Source organism: Arthrobacter sp. CP30 (genome assembly GCF_053470025.1).
In genome coordinates, this window is record NZ_JBQEMM010000010.1 from 117,769 (window position 1) to 139,973 (window position 22,205).

22 protein-coding genes and 1 other RNA gene are annotated in these 22,205 nt (G+C 67.8%); 6 read left to right on the forward strand and 17 right to left on the reverse strand.

Going from position 1 to position 22,205, the window contains the following annotated elements:
- Position 1: 1 nt before the first annotated feature.
- The 3 genes from ACTIMO_RS13620 (at position 2) to ACTIMO_RS13630 (ending at position 2,967) form a co-directional block, all read left to right on the forward strand.
- Positions 2 to 949 carry a metal ABC transporter permease gene (locus ACTIMO_RS13620; RefSeq protein ID WP_448182738.1) on the forward strand — a complete coding sequence of 316 codons (948 nt, stop codon included), beginning with the start codon at positions 2 to 4 and terminating at the stop codon, positions 947 to 949.
- Complete coding sequence (locus tag ACTIMO_RS13625; RefSeq protein ID WP_422390112.1) at positions 949 to 1,689, forward strand: metal-dependent transcriptional regulator; 741 nt, start codon at positions 949 to 951, stop codon at positions 1,687 to 1,689. The genes ACTIMO_RS13620 and ACTIMO_RS13625 overlap by 1 nt, the downstream gene beginning before the upstream one ends.
- A gap of 177 nt (positions 1,690 to 1,866) precedes the next feature.
- Positions 1,867 to 2,967 (forward strand): carboxylate-amine ligase, encoded by a 1,101-nt coding sequence (locus tag ACTIMO_RS13630; protein WP_055773133.1) that lies wholly within the window; start codon positions 1,867 to 1,869, stop codon positions 2,965 to 2,967.
- A gap of 170 nt (positions 2,968 to 3,137) precedes the next feature.
- On the opposite strand, the gene ACTIMO_RS13635 is transcribed toward ACTIMO_RS13630, so the two are convergent.
- From ACTIMO_RS13635 to ftsE, 8 genes are all read right to left on the reverse strand, one after another.
- Positions 3,138 to 5,285, reverse strand: coding sequence for an alpha-galactosidase (locus tag ACTIMO_RS13635; protein WP_448182739.1), 2,148 nt, complete (start codon positions 5,283 to 5,285; stop codon positions 3,138 to 3,140).
- Positions 5,286 to 5,325: 40 nt separating this feature from the next.
- Complete coding sequence (locus tag ACTIMO_RS13640; protein WP_055773138.1) at positions 5,326 to 5,553, reverse strand: hypothetical protein; 228 nt, start codon at positions 5,551 to 5,553, stop codon at positions 5,326 to 5,328.
- A 192-nt stretch (positions 5,554 to 5,745) separates the two neighbouring features.
- Positions 5,746 to 6,113, reverse strand: a transfer-messenger RNA (tmRNA) gene (ssrA, locus tag ACTIMO_RS13645).
- A 116-nt stretch (positions 6,114 to 6,229) separates the two neighbouring features.
- Positions 6,230 to 6,604 carry a hypothetical protein gene (locus tag ACTIMO_RS13650; RefSeq protein ID WP_422390115.1) on the reverse strand — a complete coding sequence of 125 codons (375 nt, stop codon included), beginning with the start codon at positions 6,602 to 6,604 and terminating at the stop codon, positions 6,230 to 6,232.
- Positions 6,601 to 7,074: an SsrA-binding protein SmpB gene (gene smpB, locus ACTIMO_RS13655; RefSeq protein ID WP_043446231.1), complete on the reverse strand. Its 474-nt coding sequence runs from the start codon at positions 7,072 to 7,074 to the stop codon at positions 6,601 to 6,603. The genes ACTIMO_RS13650 and smpB overlap by 4 nt, the downstream gene beginning before the upstream one ends.
- A gap of 71 nt (positions 7,075 to 7,145) precedes the next feature.
- A complete protein-coding gene (locus ACTIMO_RS13660) occupies positions 7,146 to 8,735 on the reverse strand; it encodes a peptidoglycan DD-metalloendopeptidase family protein (RefSeq protein WP_448182740.1) in 1,590 nt (529 codons plus the stop codon).
- 28 nt (positions 8,736 to 8,763) lie between these two features.
- On the reverse strand, positions 8,764 to 9,678 hold the full coding sequence (gene ftsX / locus ACTIMO_RS13665) for a permease-like cell division protein FtsX (protein ID WP_448182741.1): 915 nt from the start codon (positions 9,676 to 9,678) through the stop codon (positions 8,764 to 8,766).
- Positions 9,675 to 10,379: a cell division ATP-binding protein FtsE gene (gene ftsE, locus ACTIMO_RS13670; RefSeq protein ID WP_055773150.1), complete on the reverse strand. Its 705-nt coding sequence runs from the start codon at positions 10,377 to 10,379 to the stop codon at positions 9,675 to 9,677. The genes ftsX and ftsE overlap by 4 nt, the downstream gene beginning before the upstream one ends.
- 200 nt (positions 10,380 to 10,579) lie before the next feature.
- On the opposite strand from ftsE, the gene rfbA reads away from it, so the two are divergent.
- The gene (rfbA, locus tag ACTIMO_RS13675) at positions 10,580 to 11,476 is read left to right on the forward strand and encodes a glucose-1-phosphate thymidylyltransferase RfbA (protein ID WP_448182742.1); all 897 of its coding nucleotides are present in this window, start codon (positions 10,580 to 10,582) and stop codon (positions 11,474 to 11,476) included.
- 90 nt (positions 11,477 to 11,566) lie between these two features.
- Here rfbA and prfB read toward each other — a convergent pair whose 3' ends face one another.
- The 8 genes from prfB to ACTIMO_RS13715 form a co-directional block, all read right to left on the reverse strand.
- Positions 11,567 to 12,682, reverse strand: coding sequence for a peptide chain release factor 2 (gene prfB / locus ACTIMO_RS13680; protein ID WP_055773158.1), 1,116 nt, complete (start codon positions 12,680 to 12,682; stop codon positions 11,567 to 11,569).
- 64 nt (positions 12,683 to 12,746) lie between these two features.
- Complete coding sequence (locus ACTIMO_RS13685; RefSeq protein ID WP_448182743.1) at positions 12,747 to 13,271, reverse strand: pilus assembly protein TadG-related protein; 525 nt, start codon at positions 13,269 to 13,271, stop codon at positions 12,747 to 12,749.
- Entirely contained in the window at positions 13,268 to 13,810 is a 543-nt protein-coding gene (locus tag ACTIMO_RS13690) for a hypothetical protein (protein WP_235499030.1), read from the reverse strand. The genes ACTIMO_RS13685 and ACTIMO_RS13690 overlap by 4 nt, the downstream gene beginning before the upstream one ends.
- Positions 13,791 to 14,204 carry a TadE/TadG family type IV pilus assembly protein gene (locus ACTIMO_RS13695; protein ID WP_448182744.1) on the reverse strand — a complete coding sequence of 138 codons (414 nt, stop codon included), beginning with the start codon at positions 14,202 to 14,204 and terminating at the stop codon, positions 13,791 to 13,793. Before ACTIMO_RS13695 ends, ACTIMO_RS13690 begins: the two co-directional genes overlap by 20 nt.
- Positions 14,205 to 14,420, reverse strand: a complete 216-nt coding sequence (locus ACTIMO_RS13700) for a hypothetical protein (RefSeq protein WP_448182745.1) — start codon at positions 14,418 to 14,420, stop codon at positions 14,205 to 14,207.
- Positions 14,421 to 14,544: 124 nt separating this feature from the next.
- Positions 14,545 to 15,486, reverse strand: a complete 942-nt coding sequence (locus tag ACTIMO_RS13705) for a type II secretion system F family protein (protein ID WP_448182746.1) — start codon at positions 15,484 to 15,486, stop codon at positions 14,545 to 14,547.
- Positions 15,483 to 16,340 carry a type II secretion system F family protein gene (locus ACTIMO_RS13710; RefSeq protein WP_157365940.1) on the reverse strand — a complete coding sequence of 286 codons (858 nt, stop codon included), beginning with the start codon at positions 16,338 to 16,340 and terminating at the stop codon, positions 15,483 to 15,485. The genes ACTIMO_RS13705 and ACTIMO_RS13710 overlap by 4 nt, the downstream gene beginning before the upstream one ends.
- Entirely contained in the window at positions 16,337 to 17,563 is a 1,227-nt protein-coding gene (locus ACTIMO_RS13715; protein WP_448182747.1) for a CpaF family protein, read from the reverse strand. The genes ACTIMO_RS13710 and ACTIMO_RS13715 overlap by 4 nt, the downstream gene beginning before the upstream one ends.
- A gap of 311 nt (positions 17,564 to 17,874) precedes the next feature.
- Between ACTIMO_RS13715 and ACTIMO_RS13720 the strand changes: the two genes are divergently transcribed.
- Positions 17,875 to 20,883, forward strand: coding sequence for a hypothetical protein (locus ACTIMO_RS13720; RefSeq protein ID WP_448182748.1), 3,009 nt, complete (start codon positions 17,875 to 17,877; stop codon positions 20,881 to 20,883).
- Here the strand turns inward: ACTIMO_RS13720 and ACTIMO_RS13725 are convergent.
- Complete coding sequence (locus ACTIMO_RS13725; protein ID WP_448182749.1) at positions 20,857 to 21,246, reverse strand: hypothetical protein; 390 nt, start codon at positions 21,244 to 21,246, stop codon at positions 20,857 to 20,859. The two genes, ACTIMO_RS13720 and ACTIMO_RS13725, sit on opposite strands and share 27 nt — an antisense overlap.
- 19 nt (positions 21,247 to 21,265) lie before the next feature.
- Here ACTIMO_RS13725 and ACTIMO_RS13730 point away from each other — a divergent pair.
- Positions 21,266 to 22,205 (forward strand): lysozyme (locus ACTIMO_RS13730; protein ID WP_448182750.1); only part of this gene is annotated, 940 nt, incomplete at its 3' end.

A 22,205-nucleotide genomic window follows, 5' to 3' on the forward strand; every position in this document is an offset into this window, starting at 1 on the left:
CATGGACGTGCTCGCCTTCCTCGTCGAACCCCTGCAGTACGGTTTCCTCACCCGGGCACTGGCCGTGACCGTCGCCGCCGCCGTCGTCGCCGCGGTACTCTCCTGCTGGCTGATCCTCATGGGCTGGTCGCTCATGGGCGACGCCGTGTCCCACGCCGTCCTCCCCGGAGTGGCGCTGGCCTACATCATCGGCATCCCGTTCTCGATCGGTGCGTTCGTCTTCGGCGCGGGTGCGGTGGCGCTCATCGGGATCGTCCGGTCGACGACGAAGCTCAAGGCCGACACGGTGATCGGTGTGGTGTTCACGGCGCTGTTCGCGGCGGGGCTCGCGATCGTCTCCGCCACCCCGTCGCAGATCGACCTGATGCACATCCTCTTCGGCAACGTGCTCGGCGTCTCGGCGGGCGATGTCTGGCAGGTCCTCATCCTGGGGGCCGTCACGCTCGCGATCCTGCTGTTCAAGCGCCGGGACCTCACCCTGCTGGCCTTCGACCGCACGCACGCCCACGTGATCGGCCTCAACACCCGCTTCCTCTCGGCGCTCCTGCTGGGGCTCCTCGCCCTCACGGTGGTCGTCGGCCTGCAGGCCGTCGGGATCATCCTCGTCGTGGCGATGCTGATCACGCCCGGCGCCACGGCTTTCCTGCTCTCGCGCAGCTTCGACCGCATGCTGGTGATCGCCGTCGTCCTCACCGTCGCCGCGTCCGTCACCGGCATCTACGCCAGCTACTACCTCAACATCTCCACCGGGGCCGCCGTGGTGCTGAGCCAGGCGATCGTCTTCGCCGTCGTCTACCTCGTCGGTCGACCGGACGGCGTGCTGTGGCAGGCACGTCGCCGGCGCCCGGGGTCGTCCGTCGGTGGACGGCGGCAGTCCGCGGATGCCGTCGCTGCTGCGGCCGTCGCCCCGCGACGCAGTGCCGACGACGCCGCGACGAGCGGCGCCTGATGGCCGGCCGGAAGGGTTCGGTGCTCAGCATCGAGTCCTCCAGCGTGCAGGACTACGTCAAGGCGATCTACGCGTCCACCGAATGGCAGGGGGGCGACGTCACGGCGTCCCACCTTGCCGGGCGCCTCTCCGTCGCCAACTCCTCCGTCACCGGGATGGTCACCAAACTGGTGGATCTGGGTCTCGCCGAGCACCGGAAGTACGGGCCCGTGGGCCTCACGCCGTCGGGCCGGGCCCTCGCCCTCGCCATGGTGCGGCGCCACCGCCTGATCGAGACCTTCCTCGTCACGGAGCTCGGTTACGGGTGGGACGAGGTGCACGACGAAGCCGAGCTGCTCGAGCACACGGTCTCGGACGCCTTCATCGAGCGAGTCGACGCGAAGCTCGGACGGCCCCGGCGGGACCCGCACGGGGACCCCATCCCGGCCGCGGACGGGACCGTCGTCTATCCGGTGGCGCACCGCCTCGACGGCCTGGACGACGGGCACACCGGCCGCCTCGTGCGCGTCAGCGACGACGATCCCGAGGTGCTGCGATATCTGGACAGCGAGGGGATCCCGCTCGACGCGGACCTCCGGCTCGGGCGTCGCGGAGGGCAATCGCTGCTCGACCTGCACGTCGGGGTGGACGGCGCGCGGGCGCTCACCGTCGACGCGGTGCTCGCACGCGCCCTGTGGATCGAGAGCACCACGCCCCATCAGGGGTGCACGCTCGCCGAATCCTCGTCGACGCAGCGGTGACGCCCGTCGGGCAGCGCAGGGGACCACGCAGCAGTGCCGACGCAGCAGTGACGACGCAGCCGTGACGCGCGTGTGACGCGGGGCATGCAGCGATGACCGTCCGGCCGCAGCCCCCTCATAGACTGGGCAGGAAACCGGCTCGTGCACGGCCCCGATGCTCCTGGAGGGAGACCACCGATGACCACTCTCGGACTCGAGGAGGAATACCTCCTGCTCGAACCGCAGTCGGGTCTGCCGGCGGACCGCGCGCCCGAGGTGCAGGATCTGCTCGAGGCCAGTCCGGAGGTCGGTCGTGACGAGATCCAGCGCGAGCTGCTGTCCTGCCAGATCGAGACGGCGACGCCCGTGTGCGACACACTCACGCAGGCGGAGGAGTCGCTGCTGAACTTCCGCCGGAAGTTCGCCGAGGCCGCACGCCGCACCGGCAGCATCGGCGCCGCGACCGGTACGGCCCCGTGGATCCGGCAGGCGTACCCGGAGCTGACGGACAAGCAACGCTACGAGGACCTGAAGGCCACCGCCCCCGGAATCGTCGGCGACCAGTTCGTCAACGGCCTGCACGTCCACGTCGGGATCCCCGACCAGGAACGCGGGGTCCAGGCCCTCAATCGCATCCGGCCGTGGATCCCCCTCCTGACTGCCGTCAGCGTCAACTCACCGTACTGGCTCGGACGCGACAGCGGCTTCGGCAGCTGGCGCGTCATCCACTACCGCCGCTGGGCAGTTCAGGGAGTGGCCCCCTACTTCGCCGACGCCGAGGACTACGAGCGACGCATCAGCAGGCTCGGCGCGTCGGGGGCGATCCTCGACCGCGGTGTCCTGACCTGGGTGGCCCGCCTCTCCGACCACTACCCCACGCTCGAGCTGCGTGCCTGCGACGTCCAGCTCGAGGCCCAGGACTCGGTCCTCCTCGGGGCGCTCACGCGGGCGCTCGTCGTGACGGCCCTCGGGGACGCCGAGGCCGACACCCCTCCGCTCATCCCCGATCCCGAGCTGCTCGACGCAGCGCTCTGGCAGGGAGCGCGCGACGGCCTGGCACACCATCTGGTCGACCTGGCGACGGCCGAGCCGGTGCCGGCCGGTCAGCATCTCGCCAGCTTCCTGGAATACGTGGGCCCGGCCCTCGAGGCGGAGGGCGACACCGATTGGGTCCGCGCCGGGCTCGCGCGACTGGCCGCCCGCGGGACGGGAGCCCAGCGTCAGCGGGAGGCCATGGGCGACGGCGGCATGCAGGCCCTCCTCGCGCTGTACGACGACACCCTGACGGCCGAACCCTAGGTCGCACTCGGCCGCTCCACCTCGTCCCTTCTCGTCCACGCGCACTCGGTCCTCTGCCGGGCGCAGTGGTGCCTCACCGTGCGCGCCGGCCGACCGCGGCCCGCGCCGGACTGAACGCCGGAGCGGCGTGCGGGACGGAGGCAGACAGGATGTCCCGTCCGTCCCCCGCCTCAGTCCTCCTGCCGCAGCTCGATCAGCAGCGTCTGCTCGGGCAGCAGCACCGGTGCCTGCACCCCCGCCCGAGCCAGTGCCCGCCCCGAGAGTCGGAGGGGCGCGCCGTCGAGCGCTGCCTGCAGCCACGCGAGCGGCGACTGTCCGTTCCCGGGATGCCCCTCCTCCGGTACGGCGAGATCGACGAGGTAGTGTGCGTCGGCCGCCAGGCCGGGGAAGGTCAGCGCACCCGGCGGGTAGCTGGCGCTCGACGCCGTCAGGGAGTAGCCGAAGAGGGCGCGACGACGGTCGGCGGACACGATCCCGCGCAGGTCCATAGCAGGGTCCGCCAGGTCGGCGTGCACGACCTGCCCGCGGTGCAGGTCCCCGCGCCAGGAGGTGTGGAGGCGGACATAGCGGCCGAGCACGGAGTACTCCGCCTCGGACAGGTCCGAGATGTCCCACTCGATGCCGTAGTGGCCGAAGATCGCGGTGGCAGCGCGGAACGGCAACGTGTGTGCGCGGCCGGTCGAGTGCGACACCGGACCGCCCACATGCATACCCATCAGTTCGGGTGGCACCACGAGCCCCGTGTACTTCTGGTTGACCAGGCGTTCGATCGGGTCGATGCAGTCACTGGTCCAGATGCGGTCGGTCCGCTGCAGGATCCCGAGGTCCACGCGGGCACCACCGGAGGCGCAGCTCTCGATCTCCAGGCCGGGATGGCGGCGCCGCAGTTCGTCGAGCAGGGCGTAGAGCGCCTGGACGTGCCGGTGCACGGCGGCCCTGCCCGTGCGGGCGTCGGCTGCTTCGAGCAGGTCCCTGTTGTGGTCCCACTTCACGTAGGCGATCTCGTACTCGGACAGGATGGCATCGAGCCGCCCGAGGATGTAGGCGTAGGCCTCGGGGTTCCCGAGGTCGAGCACCTGCTGCTGCCGACCGGACAGGGGAAGCCGTCCCTCGGGCTGCAGGATCCACTCGGGATGGGCCCGGGCGAGATCCGAGTCCGGGTTGACCATCTCGGGCTCGAACCAGAGGCCGAACTCCATGCCCAGTGCCCGCACGTGGTCGACGATCGGTGAGAGCCCCTCGGGCCACACCGTCCCGTCCACGTACCAGTCCCCGAGGCTCGAGGTGTCGTCGCGACGCCCGCGGAACCAGCCGTCGTCGAGCACGAAGCGCTCGACGCCGAGGGACGCCGCTCGGTCGGCGAGAGCCTTCAGGCGCTCCAGGTCCATGCTGAAATAGACGGCCTCCCAGGTGTTGAGGGTGACGGGACGCGGTCGTCGCGGGTGCGTGTCGCGGGAGCGCAGGTCACGGTGGAAGCGCGCGGAGAGCTCGTTCAGTCCGTCTCCCCAGGAGCCGACGGCCACCGGCGTGGAGTAGCTCTGGCCGGGCGCCAGGACGACCTCCCGGGGTGCGAGGACCTCGGATGCCGCCAGGAACGCCGCGCCGGCCGGCGTCTTCTCGGCCAGGACCTGCTGATTCCCGCTCCAGGCGAGGTGCACGCCCTGTACGGTCCCGCGTTCGAAGCCGAATCCAGGCGCTCCGGCGGCGAGCAGTACCGTGGCATCGGCGCCGGGCCTCCCCCGCCGGCTCGTCCGCGCGTAGGTCCCCGCCGTCAGGGCGTGCCGCTGCGGCGACCTCTCGCGGAGGTGGCGGCCGGTCGTGTCCAGGACCTCGACAGCAGTGGGGTGCAGCGGGAAGAACAGGGCGAGCGAGCGCACCTCGTAGTCGTCGTCGCCCGTGTTCGTCAGCGTGAGGCGTTGCGTGAACAGGCCCGAGTCGGTCAGGTGGAGGGTCGCGGTCAATCCGAGCCCGGCGTCGTCGTCGCTGGCCTCCACCACCGCGGTGGCGCCGTCGTCGTGCAGGGACGTGGCGGTGACGGTGAAGCGCGGATAGAGGTGGGTGCCGGCGCGGTCCCCGACCAGTCCGGGCGTGCCCTGCCAGCCCGCCGACTCCAGCGGGAGAAGGGTGAGGCGGGCAGGCACGTCGATGCCGCCCGACACGCGCTGGGGCTGCTGTGCCGCAGCGATCGCCTCGAGCTCCCCGCGGTCCACGGGACCGAGGTCCGCCCCCCAGTAGGCGAGGACGGGCAGCCCGAGGGGATGGGGCTCGAGCACGACGCTGGTGCCACCGCGCGAGAGATGGAGGGGTGTGGGGGTCATGCTTTATTTTTATCGGGAAACTAACCCGTGGGCAACACGCCTACCGCTCGCGGCTGTCCCTGCGCAGCAGACCGATGATGAGGCAGAGGAGACCGAGGAGAAGCGGCACGAGGGTCAGGAGCGTATGCGTCCCGCCGAGGTAGCTCATGATGAAGATGTAGACGAACGTGCCACCGACGAGGATCCAGCCGAGCACGATCAGAGCACGCCCCTTGTTGGGCGGCGGCAGTGGCGGGAGCCACGACGGCGGCCGGTCAGTCCAGCTCATCTTCCCAGTGTAGTTCGCGGGGCGCCGCCCGCTGCGGGCTGCCAGCCCCCGGCCGGCGGCTGCGGGAAGGAGAGGCCCCATCATCCCCATCGTTCGGAGATTCCGCGCTGATGCCGAGCCCGTGATCGAGTCAGCGAACGGGTCCGCGAACGACGAAGCGCCCCGCCGGGTACCGGCGGAGCGCTTCGAGGGTGGTGGAGATGGCGGGAATTGAACCCGCGTCCGATGCAGTGTAGTCAGGGCTTCTCCGGGCGCAGTCTGCGTCGGTTTTTCTCGGCTCCAGCCATCGTGCAGACGAGTGGCTGCCAAGCCCAGTTGTATAAGAGTCCCCCCGATCCCTACAACGAGGATCGGGAGCAGTGGCCCTCTAAATGACGCCAGGATCCGGGGCGAGAGCAAACCCGGGCTGACGGACTAGCTAGGCTGCTTAGGCAGCGAGAGCGAAGTCAGTGCGCTTTTGTTCGGCACTTATTGTTTTACAAGGAGCGTTTACGAGATAACCCTGTATCCTCGGCCCGCTTCCCCTGTCGCGACTAACATCGTCGAAACCTGTCATCCCCATGTTCAGTTATCAAATGATTCCTGCGTCGTCCGTCCCACCGGCCGGGCGACTCCTCGAGTCTACCCCACCGCTCCGGGACCGCTGGGGACCTTCGCTCAGGGAGAACGACGGCGGTCACCCGCCGACCGTCAGGCCGAGGATCACGATCGGGGCCTGCCACAACCGGACGACGACGAAGGCGAGGGTCACGAAGGCGATGCCGAGTGCCGCGAGCGCCGTCGTTGCGGCCTGCTTGCGCCGGAAGCTCCACCAGAAGATGAGGGCGTTCAGGATGAGCAGGACCGGCGAGATCCATACCAGCACCTGCGCGAAGAAGACGTAGACGAGGAAGACGAACGGAATGAGGGACAGGATCCCGACCGGTACGACGACCAGCAGCAGCACGAGGTCGACGACGGCTCCCAGGGTCACCCACCAGGGACGCCGGTAGGCCAGCTCGGACGGCTCCGGCTCCTCCTCGTCCTGGGCATCCCAGAAGACATCGCTCACGCGCCCAGGTTCTTCTCGCGCATCGCGCGGAGGGCCTCGCGGTTGTCCTGCTTCTCCCGCAGGGTCTGGCGCTTGTCGTAGTCGCGCTTACCCCTCGCGACCGCGATCTCGACCTTCGCCCGGCCATTGAGGAAATACAGCTGGAGAGGGACGAGCGTGAAGCCGGACTCACGGATCTTCTGCGAGATCTTCGTCAGTTCCTCGCGGTGGAGCAGCAGTTTGCGCCGTCGCCGTGCGGCGTGGTTGGTCCAGCTACCCTGCGAGTACTCGGAGATGTGGATCCCCTCGAGCCAGAGCTCGTCGTTGTAGAAGACCGCGTAACCGTCCACGAGCGAGGCCCTGCCGGCGCGCAGGGACTTCACCTCCGTCCCCATCAGGGCGAGGCCCGCCTCATACGTATCGAGGACGGCGTAGTCGTGGAAGGCCTTCCGATTGGTGGCCACCACTTTCCGGCCACTTTCCTTCGGCACGGCACAACTCCTTCGAACGACACTGCGGCAGGCGGAGGCCCGCGGATGAACAGTGTCTTCCATCCTACGACCTAGAACAAACCGATCGGATCGACGAGCGTGCCGTTCAGCATGGTCTCGAAGTGGAGGTGGCATCCGTTGGAGTTGCCCGTGGTGCCCGTATAGCCGATGAGTTGCCCTGCGCTCACGCGCTGTCCCACCGAGACGACGTAGCTGGTCAGGTGGTAGTAGTTGGTCGCGAGGGCGTTGCCGCCGATCACTCCGTGGTCCAGGACGATCCTGTTCCCCGCACCCGGCAGGACGCTCGAGTCCGCGTACCAGACCTCACCCGCGGCCGGAGCGTACAGGGGCGTCCCGCAGCCCACGCCGTAGTCGATCCCGGTGTGCATGTAGCCCCCGGTCCCGTTGAAGTCGATCGTGCCGACCGGCGTGGGACGCCAGCCGAAACCGGAACTGATCGGGCCTGCGACCGGGGCCCTCAGGCCGAAGGCGCCGGGGCCCGACGGAGCCTGGACCGGAGCCTCGGGGATGACCGGCACCACGGGGGCGACCGGGGCGACGGGCGCGGCGACCTGAGGCACCACGGGCGCAGGGGCAGGCCTGTTGGCCGCCTCCGCTTCCGCCGCGCGCCGCGCGGTCTCCTCGGCTGCGCGACGATCGGCCTCCCGCTGCGCCTCGGCCTGGGCCTCGGCCTGCAACCGGGCCTGTTCGGCCGCGGCTGCAGCCTCCGCCGCCTTCTGCGCCTCCGCTGCCTTCCGGGCCTCCTCGGCTTTGCGCGCCTCCTCGGCCTTCCGGGCTTCCTCCAGCTGGCGGCGCTGGCGCTCGGCGAGGTCGGCGTTGTTCTGCTGCTGTGCCTTCTCGACGCCCGCGAGCTTGGCCTCGATGACGGGCTTCTGCGCCTGCAGCTTGGCGGACAGCGACGAGGTGTCCGCCACGAGCTTGTCGACCTTGGCCTTCTCGCCCGCCGCGGTGTCCCGTGCCGCCTGCTCGGCGGCGAGTGCGGCGTCGGCCTTCTCCTTGAGGCGCGTGATCTCGGCCTCCACGGCGACGAGCCTCGCCTGGCTGTTCGCGTTGGTGGCGTTCTGCTCGGACAGGCGCTCCATCGCTGCATTCTGCCCGCGGAGCGCCTGGTCCACCATGTCCATGGACTGCGTGAAGTCCTCCACGCCCTCGGCCCCGAGCAGCAGCGAGACGTTGGTCGGGACGCCTCCGTTCTTGTACGCCTCCGTGGCGATCTGGCCGATCACCTCGCGCGTCTCATCCATCTCCTGCCGGTCCGCGCGCAGCTCCTCGGTGATCTTGTTCCGGGTCTCCTGCGCCAGGTCGACCCGGACGGCGAGCGCCTCGACCTCCCCGGCCGACGACTCGACCCTGCTCTGCGCGTCGGCGAGGGACTGCTGTGCGGCCGGCAGTCGTCCCTGATAGGTCTTGAGCGTGCCGATGGTCTCCGCGATGTCCGAATCCAGGTACTCCATCGACTGCTGCACCTCGGCGATCTCGTTCTCGAGGGCGCTCTTCCGGTCGTCGAGTTCGTCGGCGACGACCGGCGTGCTGAAGCCGAGCGCGAGGGCGACGACGAGGGCGATCGACGTACCCGCCGTCGTGCGGACCACGAAGGCCTGTGTTTCGTTCCGGGCCCACCAGGATCTGGGTGAGCGCACGTGTCCCCTGGCGCTGAACGGCATGGTGCTAGACCTTTACGTATCGTCGGAGGGTGAGCAGGGATGAGAGTCCCGCGAGGATGGCTCCGAGCAGTATAAGCGCGGGAACCAGGATCAGGACCTGCTGGGAGGAGATGAACGCCGTCTGCGGGAAGGTGTTCACCAGCCAGCCGTCGATGACGAAGCGCGATGCACCGTACAGCGTGGCCGAAGCGAGCACCGCGCCGATGACCGCGGCAATGACGCCTTCGAGGACGAAGGGCAGCTGGATCACGGCCTTGGACGCTCCGACCAGGCGCATGATGCCGGTCTCCCGGCGGCGGCTGAACGCGGACAGACGGATCGTGGTGGCGATGAGCAGGATGGCGCAGAACGTCATGATGCCGGCGATCACGAGGGCGACGACGGACGCCCAGTTCATGTAGCGGAAGATCGCCTCGAGGAAGTCCCGCTGGTCGCTGACGGCCTCCACCCCCGGTTCGGACGAGAACGCCTCGTCGATGACCTCGTACTTCTCGGCGTCGACGAGGCTCACGCGGAACGACTCGGGCAACTGGTCAGCGGTGACGGAATCGACGATCGGCGAATTGGCGAACTGGTCGCGGAAGTGACCGAGCGCCTCCTCCTGCGATTCGTAGGAGACCGTGTCGACGTAGGGGGCGAACTGCTCGGACTCGAGCTTCCCCTCGATCGCCACGCGCTGGTCCTCCGTCACGGGCCCCGCGGCGCAGCTGGTCTCGGAGGAGTTCTCGACGCAGAGGTAGACGGTCACCTGGACGCGGTCGTACCAGTAGCCCTTCATCTGGCTGATCTGCAGCTGGAACAGCCCGGCGGCTCCCACGAAGGTCAGCGAGATGAAGGTTACGAGGATCACGGAGGTGACCATGGACAGGTTGCGACGAATGCCCGACCCGATCTCGGACAGGATGAAGGCCAGCCTCACTCGACCACGACCCCGGTCTCACCGATGTAGATGCCCTGGGCGTCGTCGCGCACCACGGACCCGTGGTGCAATTCGACGACGCGCTTGCGCATCGTGTTGACGATGTCGTCGTCGTGCGTGGCCATGACCACCGTGGTGCCGTTCTGGTTGATCCGATCGAGGACCTTCATGATGCCCATCGACGTGGTGGGGTCGAGGTTTCCGGTGGGCTCGTCGGCGAGCAGGATCCCGGGTCGGTTCACGATGGCGCGGGCGATCGCGACGCGCTGCTGCTCGCCGCCCGAGAGCTCGTGCGGCATGCGGTTGTTCTTGCCCTCGAGGCCCACCGTCGCCAGGACGTCCGGCACGGTTTCGCGGATGACGGCGCGACTCCTGCCGATGACCTGCATCGCGAAAGCGACATTGGAGAAGACCGTCTTGTTCGGCAGGAGCCGGAAATCCTGGAAAACCACGCCGATACCGCGGCGGAGGCGAGGCACACGCCAGCTGGGGATGTTCGCCACGTTCTGGCCGGCGACGTAGACGGCGCCGCGCGAGGCCCGGTCCTCCTTGAGCACCAGGCGGATGAACGTCGACTTGCCGGAACCGGATGCACCGACGAGGAAGACGAACTCGCCACGGTCGATGTCGAGGGAGACGCCGTCGAGGGCGGGCCGCGACTTCTGGTCGTAGGTCTTCGTGACGCTGTCGAATCTGATCATGACCACTCTGCGCCCATGAGGTGCGCCGGGCACGGGCATTTGATGGGGGAAGGAAGCTCCGGCTCCTCGACTATAACGACGGCGTCACGAAGCGCCCGCTACCCCGGCGGTGTGTCGCAGTCAAGGGGCGGCTCGGAAACCCAGACCCATACCCGAGAGCCGCGGGTCTCTCATTCCGGAATTCGGGAGATGATAGGGAAATGCGCGGAATAATACTTGCCGGTGGCACAGGCTCACGACTTCACCCGATCACGCTCGGCATCAGTAAGCAACTTGTGCCGGTCTATGACAAACCGATGATCTACTATCCTCTTTCGACCCTCCTGCTCGCAGGAATCACGGACATCCTCATCATCACCACTCCCCGGGACGCGGCACAATTCCAAAGCCTGCTGGGTGACGGTGCGTGGTGCGGAGCGAATCTCACCTACGCGATCCAGCCGGAGCCCGACGGTCTCGCCCAGGCATTCATCATCGGCGAAGGGCATATCGGCAGCGACGACGTGGCGCTGGTTCTCGGGGACAACATCTTCTACGGCCCTGGGATGGGCGCAACGCTCAGCCGGTTCTCGGGCATCGACGGGGGTGCGATCTTCGGCTACCACGTCCAGGATCCGCGCCAGTACGGCGTCGTCGAGTTCGACCAGCATTTCAAGGCCCTGTCCCTGGAGGAGAAGCCGGAGCATCCGCGCAGCAATTACGCGGTCCCGGGTCTGTACTTCTACGACAACGAGGTCATCTCCATCGCTCAATCATTGAAGCCGTCCGCACGCGGTGAACTCGAGATCACCGATATCAATCGGCACTATCTGGAAGCGGGGCGACTGAGGGTAGAGGTCCTGCCACGAGGGACGGCATGGCTCGACACCGGTACCTTCGATTCGCTCAACGACGCCTCCACCTTCGTCCGGACCATCGAACATCGGCAGGGTCTGAAGATCGGCGTGCCGGAGGAGATCGCCTGGCGTCGGGGGCTCCTGACCGACGATCAACTGCTCGAGCGGGCGAACGGGCTGCTCAAGAGCGGGTACGGGACGTATCTGCAGGATCTCATCGAGCGCGAACGGGACACAGCACGCACGAGTACGGGCTCCTGACGTGAGTGACGCCTGCAGGCGGTGATGTCGAGGAGGTGCGGCGGGACCTCCCGTCGCCGCCACGCACCCGCAGGCTGAGCCGGGGGAGGTCTAGGCGGCGTCGTTGCGGTTGTTGGTCCGCCAGCGGATGCCCGCGTCGATGAAGTCGTCGATCTCGCCGTCGAACACGGAGGACGTGTTGCCCACCTCGTGGTTGGTGCGCAGATCCTTGACCATCTGGTACGGATTGAGCACGTAGGAACGCATCTGGTCACCCCAGGACGCCTTCACGTCACCGGCGAACGCCTTCTTCTCGGCGTCCTCCTCCTGCTTCTTGAGCAGCAGGAGCCTGGACTGGAGGACCCTCATGGCGGCTGCCCGGTTCTGGATCTGGGATTTCTCGTTCTGCATGGACACGACGGTGCCGGTGGGGAGGTGGGTCAGGCGAACAGCGGAGTCGGTGGTGTTGACCGACTGGCCGCCCGGACCCGACGAGCGGAAGACATCGACGCGGATCTCGTTGTCCGGTACCTCGATGACATCCGTCTGCTCGATGAGCGGGATGACCTCGACGGCGGCGAAGGAGGTCTGCCGGCGGCCCTGGTTGTCGAAGGGACTGATGCGCACCAGACGATGCGTCCCCGCCTCGACGGACAGGGTTCCGAAGGCGTAGGGCGCCTTGACCTCGAAGGTCGCGGACTTCAGCCCGGCCTCCTCGGCGTAGGAGGTGTCGAGGACCTGCGTGGGATAGCCGTGGCGCTCCGCCCAGCGGAGGTACATCCGGAGCAGCATCTCGGCGAAGTCCGCGGCGTCCACTCCCCCGGCGCCGGAACGGATCGTGACCACGGCTTCGCGCTCGTCCCACTCACCGGCGAGCAGTGTCACGATCTCGAGGTCGTCGAGGGACTTCCCGAGTGAGACGAGTTCCTTCTCGGCCTCGGCGAGCGAGTCCTCGTCCCCTTCGTCCTCGGCGAGTTCGACCAGCACCTCGAGGTCGTCGATGCGGCTGTTCAGGGTCTCGAGGCGCTCGAGCGCGGACTGCCGGTGGGAGAGCTTCGACGTCACCTTCTGCGCCGCTGCGGGGTCGTCCCAGAGATCGGGCGCCCCGGCTTCCTCGCTCAGTTCCTCGATGTCCTTGCGCATCCCCTCGACGTCGGAGACCTGCTCGATGGACTGGTACTTGGCGCGCAGGGCGCGGATCTCAGCGGGAAAATCAGTGGTTGCCATGGTCGTTCCAGCCTACGTCATGGGCTCGCACGGGCCGGCGTGTGCGCGCCGCCCGACGTCGTCGTCACCGGCCGTCCGCCGTCCTGGTGTGCGCGTCGTTCCTCCTTCGCCGCACGAGTTGTGCGCGGGCATCCGCCTGCACGACGATCGGGATCCCGTCGGGCACCAAAAAATTGACGATGGGCGGCCGGACGACGGCGGTGAGCACCACGCGTGCGGTCCGGCCGTCCGCGGTGCCCGTCGCAGGATCGACCGTCAGCTGATCGAACCGCGCTGCTGCGCCCGTGGCGACGAGGTAGCCGGACGCGGACTCCTCCACCCGCGCGTCCTGCAGGGACGGGAGCGGCGTGGTCGTCCCACCGCTATCCACGTCGATGCTGTAGGTGTCCGCGGCCGCGAGTGCCGCACCGTCGGCGACCGAGAGCAGCTTCTTGTGCCCGATGTAGACGGAGGACACGGCGAGGACGACCGTGACCACCAGCAGCGAAACCAGCACGTACCCGATGATCAGGACTCCGACCTGTCCGTCCTCGCAGGTCTGACCCGGGTGGTCGTGGTCCTGCCCGTCGGACGTCGCACGCGTGCTCATCCGAATCGCTCGACGATCTGGGCCGAGGTCGAGTCGACCGTCGCGGCGGACGGATACGCACCCGCGACGGAGGGGACCAGGGGCAGGGGGACCTCGAGCCGCACCACCACGGTGACGGTGGAGCCCGGAGCGAGGCACTCGTCGCTGCAGGCGATGTCCACGACTGCCTGCTCGGGGGCGAACCCGAAGTCCGCGAGGGCAAGACGGGCAGCCTCCCGGGCACGGGCGTCGGCCTCCTGGGGTGTCCGGGCGTCGACGAACACCTTCGCGGCCTGATCGGCAGCCCCGACCACCGCGAACGAACCGCCCTGCACCTGCCCCACGGTCAGCACGAGGTACACCACCGGCACCAGGAGCAGGACGCTCAGGAAGACGAACTCGACGACCGCGCTTCCGCGTTCCTGCCGGAGGAGGGCGTCCGCGACCCGTGCGCGATGCAGCTGCTGCACCCATCCGACAGCACCGGGAAGCGCTGCTCGAGCGGGCACGATTCTTCCGGCGGAGGTGTCGACCGTCGGATCACGACGGAAGGGCGGCATGACCGCGTACCTCCATGACACCGGCCGGACCGATCAGGCCGATCACCGGCAGCGGCGCACGGACGACGACCTCGAGCGTCCGCACGCCCCCGACCGTGCTCTCGCCCACCGTCACATCCGAACCGTAGGAGTCTGCCAGCGAGCCCCTGATCAGCTCCTCCGCCCGTCCGACGGCGTCCTGCGGGCTGCGATCCGCGAGGGTGCCGTACCGGGCTCCCGAGGACGCGGCATCGATCAGGGTGTTGCGGACGTGCAGGACCAGCATGAGCTGGATGATCGCGACGAAGATCACCGTCAGGAGTCCGCCGATCAGCGCGAAATCCACGACGGCGGCACCGCGTTCCGGGTCCTCGCGGTCCCTGCCGACCTGCAGCCGACGGAAGATGGCCCTCATCTAGGGCGAGACCTGATCGATCGCCTGGTTGAAGAGGCCCTCGAGTGCCGGGCCCGCGATGGCGAGCAGTGCCGCGACCAGGACGGCGGACATGAGCGTGATCATGACCCACCCGGGCACGTCACCACGTTCCCGTTCCTCGGTCGGATGCAGCAGGGCGGCTCCCGTCGCCAACAGGAGCAGGGTGAGGCGCTGTGCAGTTGTCGTGATTCTCATGGAATTGCCCCTTGCAGTGGTGATTCGCGGAGTGATACCCCGTGCAGTGATGGATGCGGCATGCGGATCGTAAAGCCCACGGTAGAGGGCGGAGGCGTGTCCGGACCTGGAGCGCTCGTCGTCATCACGGGCCGATGTTGATCAGCGCGATGCCGGGATAGACGGCGAAGAGGACTGTCAGCGGCAGCACACCGAATACCAGCGGAACCATCATGGCAATTTCCTTCTTGCCGGCTGATTCCATGAGTCCACGCTTCGCGAGGTCGCGTACGTCCTGCGCCTGAGCCCTCAGCACATCGGCGAGAGGTGTACCCCGCTGCACGGCCACGGTGATCCCGTCGACGAAGCGGGCGAGTGGAGCCAGCCGCGTCCGGTTCGAGAAGTCCTGGAGTGCCTCCACCAGGGGCTTTCCCGCTCTGGTCGCCGCGAGCACGAGGGCGAACTCGCCGGCGAGCTCGCCCTGTGCCGTGCGGCAGATGCGCTCCAGGGCGCCGGTGGTGCTCTCCCCCGCCGATACGGCGAGAGCCATCAGCTCGGCGAGGCTCGGGAACTCGGCGAGCATGCGGGCCTCGCGCCGCTTGATGTCGGAGGAAAGGACGTAGTCCCTGCCGACGAACCCCATGACGGCACAGCCGAGGACGATCAGCACGGCCAGCGGCAGGTTGGCGGATCCCGAGGCGGCGAGCAGAGCGATCACCATCGTGGAGCCGGCGAGTCCGCCCGCCGACCAGAGAAGTTGCTGTGCACGGAACTCCGCCGGTGTCTGGCCCCTGCCGGCCTGATCGAGCCGCCGCGACAACGTCGCCGTCGCCGGGTTGAAGCGGTGCGACCAGCGGACGGCGTCCGCGAGAAGGGGGCGCACGATCCTTTCCAGCGGGCCGAAGGGGGTGACGTTCGATGTCCCGTCGAGAAGAAGTCGTGACTGGACGTCGACGGCCCGCAGCTGAGGGGCGATACGTTCGGTGAGGGTGGCGGGACGCATCGAGGGAAGGCGGACGAGTGTCAGCCACAGTCCCGCTCCGAGAACCAGGCCGCACAGCGCAGCGAGGGCCAGTGGTGACGTCATCGCAGAACCCTCTCGTCCTCGGGCAGCGCTCCGACGCGCAGCATCACGCGATAGCAGACGACGGACACCACCAGGCCACCGAGCAGGACCGCGGCACCGGCTGTCGAGTTGTAGGCGCGCACGGCTTCAGGTCGGGTCGAGAGGAGCAGGAGCACCAGCCACGGTGCGGCAACCGCCAGCCGCGCCGCATTCACGGTCCAGGACTGCCGCGCCTCGAGTTCACTGCGTGTCCTTGCTGCGTCGCGCAGGAATTCCGACAGCGTGCCGAGTAGCCGGCCGAGATCGGATCCGCCTACTTCTCGTGTCATCCGGAGGGCTTCGACGATGCGGTCCGCCACGGGATCCGCCAACCGCTCCTTGAGTCGATCGAGGGCATCCTCGAAGCGGCCACCTGCGCGGTAGTCGTCAGCGAAGGCTCGGAAAGCGGGGCGTAGTTCGATGGGCCCCTTCTCGCCGAGTTGCACCAGAGCCTCCGGCAGCGAAAGCCCGGCGCGGATGGCGGACCGCAGGTGGTCGACCGCGTCCGGCCAGAGTTCGCGCAGCGACGCCGTGCGCTTCGCCGCGCGCCATCGAACGATCCCGAAGGGAAGGAAACCCCCGAACAGGGCGAAACAGACCGCAATGGGCCAAGATCCGGTCAGCACGAAGCCGAGGAGAAGCACGAAGAAGCCGACCGCGGCACACGAGGCCAGGAGCCCGTTCGTGGAAACACGCTCCACCCCTGCCCTCAGGAGCAGATCGTCGAGCGACCTCCGCCGGGTACGCCTGGCTCGCGGCGCGACCGGGCGCTCCCAGAAGGACCACCAGACAAGGAAGAGCCCGGCGCCCAGGCCGACTCCGAGGGCCGTGTTCACGATCGAACCCCGAGCACGGATGCGATGTCGACGCCTGCCGCCCTGAACTTGTCCTCCGCCGGCATGCCGGTGGCCGTGAGCTCCAGGGTTCCGTCAACGCAGTGGAAGATCGACGAGGATTCGATGACCCCGTTCTCGACCCTCCGCCCGAGTGCCATGATCTCCATGACGCGGCGCTGCCCGCCGGGAAGCCGCGCGCAGTGGACGACGAGATCGATGCAGGAGGCGACGGTCGGAACCACGAAGCTGCTCGAGATGTTCTCTCCGGCGAGCAACGGCAGGGTGCAGATCTTCGTGATGGCGTCATGAGCGCTGTTGGCGTGCACACTGCACATCCCCGGCAATCCACTGTTCAGGGCGATCAGCATGTCGAGGCACTCGGCCTCCCTCACCTCGCCGACGATCAGGCGGTCGGGCCGCATGCGCAGAGCCTCCTTCACCAGCCGGCGGAGTGGGATCTCGCCATGGCCCTCCAGGTTCGGCTGGCGGCACTGCAGGCCGACGACGTCCCGCAGGGGTAGCTGGAGCTCGAAGATCTCCTCCACCGTGATCACCCGCTCGCGCGGCCCGATGGACGCGCCAAGGCAGTTGAGCATCGTCGTCTTGCCGGCCTGGGTCGCCCCGGAGACGAGGATGTTCAAGCCGCTCGCGACCGCGACCCCGAGGAAGCGCGCTGCCTGGGGCGACAGCGTCCCGAGCTCCACCAGGTGCTCCAGTCTCGACGCCCGGGCGATGAACTTCCTGATGTTGACGGACCAGTGCTGCCGCGTGACGTCGGGGATCACGACGTGAAGGCGTGATCCGTCGGGGAGCGAGGCATCGACGAACGGGGAAGAGAGGTCGAGGCGCCGTCCAGAAGACTTCAGCATCTTCTCCACGAGGTCCCGGACCTGCTTCTCGGTCAGGGAGAGGTCTGTCAGTTCCGATTCGCCGTCGCGGGCCACATAGACCTCGGAGGGGGCATTGATCCAGACCTCCTCGACCGTAGGGTCGTCGAGGAACGGCTGTAGGGCGCCGAAGCCGGCAACGGCGTCGTATACCTGCTTGCGCGCCACATCGAGTCGTCCGAGCGCGGGAAGGACGCCCAGCCTCGACCTTTCGTCATAGTCGGCAACGGCATCATCGACCAGAACCTGCACCTGGGGGGCCTGCCGTGACGGATCGAGGCCACGACGGCGGATGAGTTCCCGAACTTCCCCCTCGACGAGCCGCACACCGTCCATCCGAAACTCCCGTTGTCATGGTTCCGCATAGCCCCGGGCCGCTCCACACCGACGCGTCCGACCTTCACCCTACTCAAGCCAACGCAGGGCGACCAGAGTCACCTGCAGATGTGGACATCCCGTGTACACGGCGTCTTTCCTGCGGAATGGACGTGCGCCTCCCGACACGCCGAACCAAATACGACGACAGGCGCAGGTTTTACCTAAGATTCTTCCTTCACTTCCGAAACTCGGGTCCCACTAGTAACAGGGCTGTACTCTTTCGAGCAATCACTCAGCTGGCTGACGCCCGGATTCTGCTGGAGAAACCCGTGACCTTGCCCTCCCCCGCCCGGCTTCTGTGCGCCGCCCTCCTGTCCTTCGGACTTCTGGGCAGCGCGGTGCCCGCGATGGCGAACGACGCCGTGCCGGCGGCGCCGCCGCCGACCGCCCCGGCGCCGCCGTCGACCGCCCCGACGTCGCCGGCCACGGTCGCCCCCCGGCAGGCGCTGGAGCCCGCGACGCTTCCGGCCACAGCGCCCGAAGCGCCGGTCCCGGCCGAGACCGTTCCCGCGACCGAGAGACGCGCGGCGGCCGCGGAACCGTCGACGGTGAAGCCGTCCGAGGCCGCCGCAGGAGCATCGCCGCCCGCGGTGTCGCCCGCACCGAACGAGGTGACCTCGTTCGTTCCGGACCTGAACTGGAACCCGCTCAATGATCCTGGATCGAATGCCCGGTACGGCGAGCACTTCGCCCAACCGGTCACACCGCTGAAGACGGCGTCGCCACTGGGCCTCGACGACGAAGGCGGCAGCGCCGCCATCGCGCCGCGCTCGGGCGCCTTCAAGGTCACGCTGGTGACGGTGCAACTGTCGGGGAAGACAGTTGCGGACACCGACGCGATCAACATGACTGCGGCGCGCAACTCGATCACCGGTGCGAACGCCTACTGGAACTCCGCGTCGGCGGGTCGTCTCTCCATCACCAAGGTGAACGAGCTACGCCACAAGTCGGCAGCGAAGATCACCGACTCCTACGGCACCATCATGGCGACCGTGACCAAGGAGCTGAACTGGCAGTACCGCTCCTACGAGTCCCTGGTCATCTTCGTCCCCCACGCGGATCTCAACTACAACGGGTCCTGGGGCATCCTCGGTGGCGGGTTCACCGACAGCGCGACCAGTGGACGCGTGATCATGCCGTACCCGTCGGCACTCACGAACAACGTCGTGACGCACGAATTCGGCCACGTCCTCGGCCTGCACCACGCCAACTCGCTGGCATGCTCCAACGGACGGGTCGACGCGGAACGGACCGGATCCTCCTGGGGCAACTCGGGCTGCTGGTCGTCCGAGTACAGCGATATGTCCGATCTGATGGGCTACGCCCAGGTCAGCTCGCCGATGATCAACGCCTTCCTGTGGGAATACGGTGGCTTCGGCTCAGGCGACGAGATCCGGAACATCGGAACGCCCTCGAACAAGCAGCAATACACCCTCAGGCCATGGGGCGGCACCGACAGGCAACGGGCACTGAAGTTCACCGATCCGGTCAGCAAGGAGGTCTACTACCTCGAACTGCGCGCGCCGGTCGGTTTCGACAGGACGGCTGCTGTGGGCGGTAACCAGGGCGTGAAGATCACGAAGCAGGACATCCTCGGCTGGAGCGGCAACGCGTCCGTCGTCCTCACTCCCAACAGCAGCCTGTCCGGCTACTCGAACCGTGCCCTCACATGGAAGGCGGGACAGTCGTTCGTCACGCACTCGGGGACACGCGTGGAGATCACGTCGACCACCTTCCCGACGAACCAGGCGGATGCTGCCAGTGCGGTCGTGACCATCACCCCACCCACCATGACGCCTGCTGCTGCGATGTCGGCGATCTCGTCGGTTGTCGCTGGTTCTCCGCAGCTCGGGGGTGCGAAGTCGGAGGTGCAGTGCGGTCTGGTCGGAGGGGGTTGCTACCAGAATTTCGTCAATGGTGCGGTCATCTGGTCCAGCGCTTCGGGCGCCGCCGTGTCCCTGAACGGACCGATCCGCAGCGCCTGGCTGGCGTCCGGCGCCCAGAACGGCGCGCTGGGCTACCCCAAGGCCGCGCAGGTCTGTGGAATACGGGACAACGGCTGCTACCAGTCCTTCCAGAACGGCGAGGTGTTCTGGTCCACGGCCTCGGGAGCAGCGATCTCCAAGGCAGGCGTGATCCGCACGGCCTACCGTGGTGCCGGCGCTGAGAACGGGGCGCTGGGGTTCCCCATCGGCCCGGAGACCTGCGGCTTGAAAGCCGACGGATGCTTCCAGGCCTTCCAGCAGGGAGAGATCATCTGGTCCTCGACCTCCGGAGCACGGATCTCCAAGGCAGGCCCGATCCGTACCGCCTACCGCGCCTCCGGCGCCGAGAACGGTGCCCTCGGCTATCCCACCAGCTCGGAAATCTGCGGACTGAGGCTCTCCGGCTGCTACCAGGCCTTCCAGCGAGGAGAAATCCTCTACACGACGAACACCGGCGCGCAGATCAGCAGGGCCGGATTGATCCGCACCGCCTACCGCGCCTCCGGCGCCGAGAACGGAGTGCTGGGCTACCCCACCGGCAAGGAGACCTGCGGCCTCAAGGACGGCGGCTGCTACCAGTCCTTCCAGAAGGGCGAGATGGCCTGGTCGCCGGCCACCGGCGCCCAGATCATCTACACCAGCCCCATCCGCACCGCCTACCGCGCAGCGAACGCAGAGAACGGACGACTGGGCTACCCCCTCACATCCCAGGCCTGCGGGCTCCGCGACAGCGGCTGCACCCAGACCTTCCAGGGCGGCGAGATCTACTGGTCGAGCGCAACCGGAGCGATCATCAGCCGGAAGGGCCGTATCCGCGACCTCTACCTGTCCAGCGGAGCCCAGGACGGAAGACTGAGCTACCCCATCACCGCCGAGATCTGCGGGCTGCGTGACGGCGGCTGCTACCAGGGCTTCCAACGAGGCGAGATCTACTGGAGCCCCACGACCGGAGCCAGGACCAGCACGACAGGTTCCATCCGCACCGCCTACCGCAACGCCAAATCAGAGAACGGGATCCTCGGATACCCCCTCACCCACGAGATCTGCGGACTACGCGACGCAGGCTGCTACCAGTCCTACCAGAACGGCGAAATCATGTGGAGCCCCAAGACCGGAGCCAAGATCACCGCAACCGGACCCATCCGCACCGCCTACCGGAAAGCCGGCGCCGAGAACGGCACCCTCGGCTACCCCACCACCAACCAAACCTGCCCCACCACCACCCGCTGCACCCAGACCTTCCAACGCGGAACACTCACCTGGACCTCAACCACCGGCGTCAAACGAACCTGACCCCCCCACCCACCCCACACCCATCAACAGCACGATAATCCAGAGCATCTCCTCCTCCCGAGGTGGCTCCGAGCACGTAGGTGATCTCACTGTGATAACCAAGCGAACCTCCCGACTGGCCGGCATCTCGCTGCTGATGGCAGCGCTACTTGTCAGTCCCGTGACGCCGTCGTCGATGTCACCTGTCCAGGCACTCGAGAACACGGCGACCGCACCACCGGTCACCCCTCTCCCGGCGGACGTAGTTCCGGCGACCGCCAGTGCAACGCCGCCCGCGCCGAAGCCGACTTCGGTGCCTGCTCCGCAGCAGAGTGCTGTCCCCGCTCCGAAGCCGAGTTCGGCGCCCGCTGCGACGAAGAGCAAGCCGCAAGAGGGTGCCGCCATGGCGCCGGAGGTCAGGAATGCCTCGATGGGGCAGGGGCTCGCACGGATAGCGGAGACCGGCGATCCTCAGGTACCGAGCGCGGCCGAGGCACTGGAGGGTGCCGGGGATCAGGGTGAGGTCCAGGGCCGCTCGGATGCGGGTGCCGCTGCGACCAGTTACTGGAACCCCGGTGGGGTCCTGGGAGTGGACGTGAGCAGCCATCAGGGACAGTTCGTGGACTGGTCATCCGCGTCACGGTACGGTGCACGTTTCGCCTACGTGAAGGCGACGGAGAACGACGACTATGCCAACCCGTACTTCGCGGATCAGTTCGCAGGGGCTGCTGCGTCCGGCATGTACCGGGGGGCGTACCATTTCGCCCTGCCCAGCCTGTCCTCGGGCACGACACAGGCCACCTTCTTCGTCCGGAACGGTGGGGGGTGGAGTGCGGATGGGAAGACCCTGCCGCCACTGCTCGACGTCGAATACAACCCGTACACGTCGCTGGGCAATACCTGCTACAACATGTCACCCTCCCAGATGGTCGCCTGGATCTCCGACTTCTCCCGGCAGATGCAGGTGCTGACCGGCAGGAAGCCGATGATCTACACGACGTCCAACTGGTGGGATCAGTGCACGGGAAACACGACGGCGTTCGGCGACCACGCACTGCACCTGGCGCGCTACGGAGCGACGACGCCCGGCGCCATGCCCAGCGGGTGGGCCAAGCAGAACGTGTGGCAGTACACCGACAGCGGGCCGGTCGTCGGCGACTGGAACCAGTGGAACGGGGACCTCGCAAGCCTGAAGGCCTTCGCCCTCAACACCACTATGACGCCTGCTGCTGCGATGTCGGCGATCTCGTCGGTTGTCGCTGGTTCTCCGCAGCTCGGGGGTGCGAAGTCGGAGGTGCAGTGCGGTCTGGTCGGAGGGGGTTGCTACCAGAATTTCGTCAATG

Bases quoted from the DNA above. Each gene is read 5' to 3' on its own strand.
- ACTIMO_RS13695 (WP_448182744.1), bottom strand. From the start codon at position 14,204: ATGAGGGCCATCTTCCGTCGGCTGCAGGTCGGCAGGGACCGCGAGGAC.
- ACTIMO_RS13620 (WP_448182738.1), top strand. From the start codon at position 2: ATGGACGTGCTCGCCTTCCTCGTCGAACCCCTGCAGTACGGTTTCCTC.
- ftsE (WP_055773150.1), bottom strand. From the start codon at position 10,379: ATGATCAGATTCGACAGCGTCACGAAGACCTACGACCAGAAGTCGCGG.
- ACTIMO_RS13640 (WP_055773138.1), bottom strand. From the start codon at position 5,553: ATGAGCTGGACTGACCGGCCGCCGTCGTGGCTCCCGCCACTGCCGCCG.
- prfB (WP_055773158.1), bottom strand. From the start codon at position 12,682: ATGGCAACCACTGATTTTCCCGCTGAGATCCGCGCCCTGCGCGCCAAG.
- rfbA (WP_448182742.1), top strand. From the start codon at position 10,580: ATGCGCGGAATAATACTTGCCGGTGGCACAGGCTCACGACTTCACCCG.
- ACTIMO_RS13690 (WP_235499030.1), bottom strand. From the start codon at position 13,810: ATGCCGCCCTTCCGTCGTGATCCGACGGTCGACACCTCCGCCGGAAGA.
- ACTIMO_RS13685 (WP_448182743.1), bottom strand. From the start codon at position 13,271: ATGAGCACGCGTGCGACGTCCGACGGGCAGGACCACGACCACCCGGGT.
- ACTIMO_RS13705 (WP_448182746.1), bottom strand. From the start codon at position 15,486: ATGACGTCACCACTGGCCCTCGCTGCGCTGTGCGGCCTGGTTCTCGGA.
- ACTIMO_RS13715 (WP_448182747.1), bottom strand. From the start codon at position 17,563: ATGGACGGTGTGCGGCTCGTCGAGGGGGAAGTTCGGGAACTCATCCGC.
- ACTIMO_RS13625 (WP_422390112.1), top strand. From the start codon at position 949: ATGGCCGGCCGGAAGGGTTCGGTGCTCAGCATCGAGTCCTCCAGCGTG.
- ACTIMO_RS13700 (WP_448182745.1), bottom strand. From the start codon at position 14,420: ATGAGAATCACGACAACTGCACAGCGCCTCACCCTGCTCCTGTTGGCG.
- ACTIMO_RS13635 (WP_448182739.1), bottom strand. From the start codon at position 5,285: ATGACCCCCACACCCCTCCATCTCTCGCGCGGTGGCACCAGCGTCGTG.
- ACTIMO_RS13630 (WP_055773133.1), top strand. From the start codon at position 1,867: ATGACCACTCTCGGACTCGAGGAGGAATACCTCCTGCTCGAACCGCAG.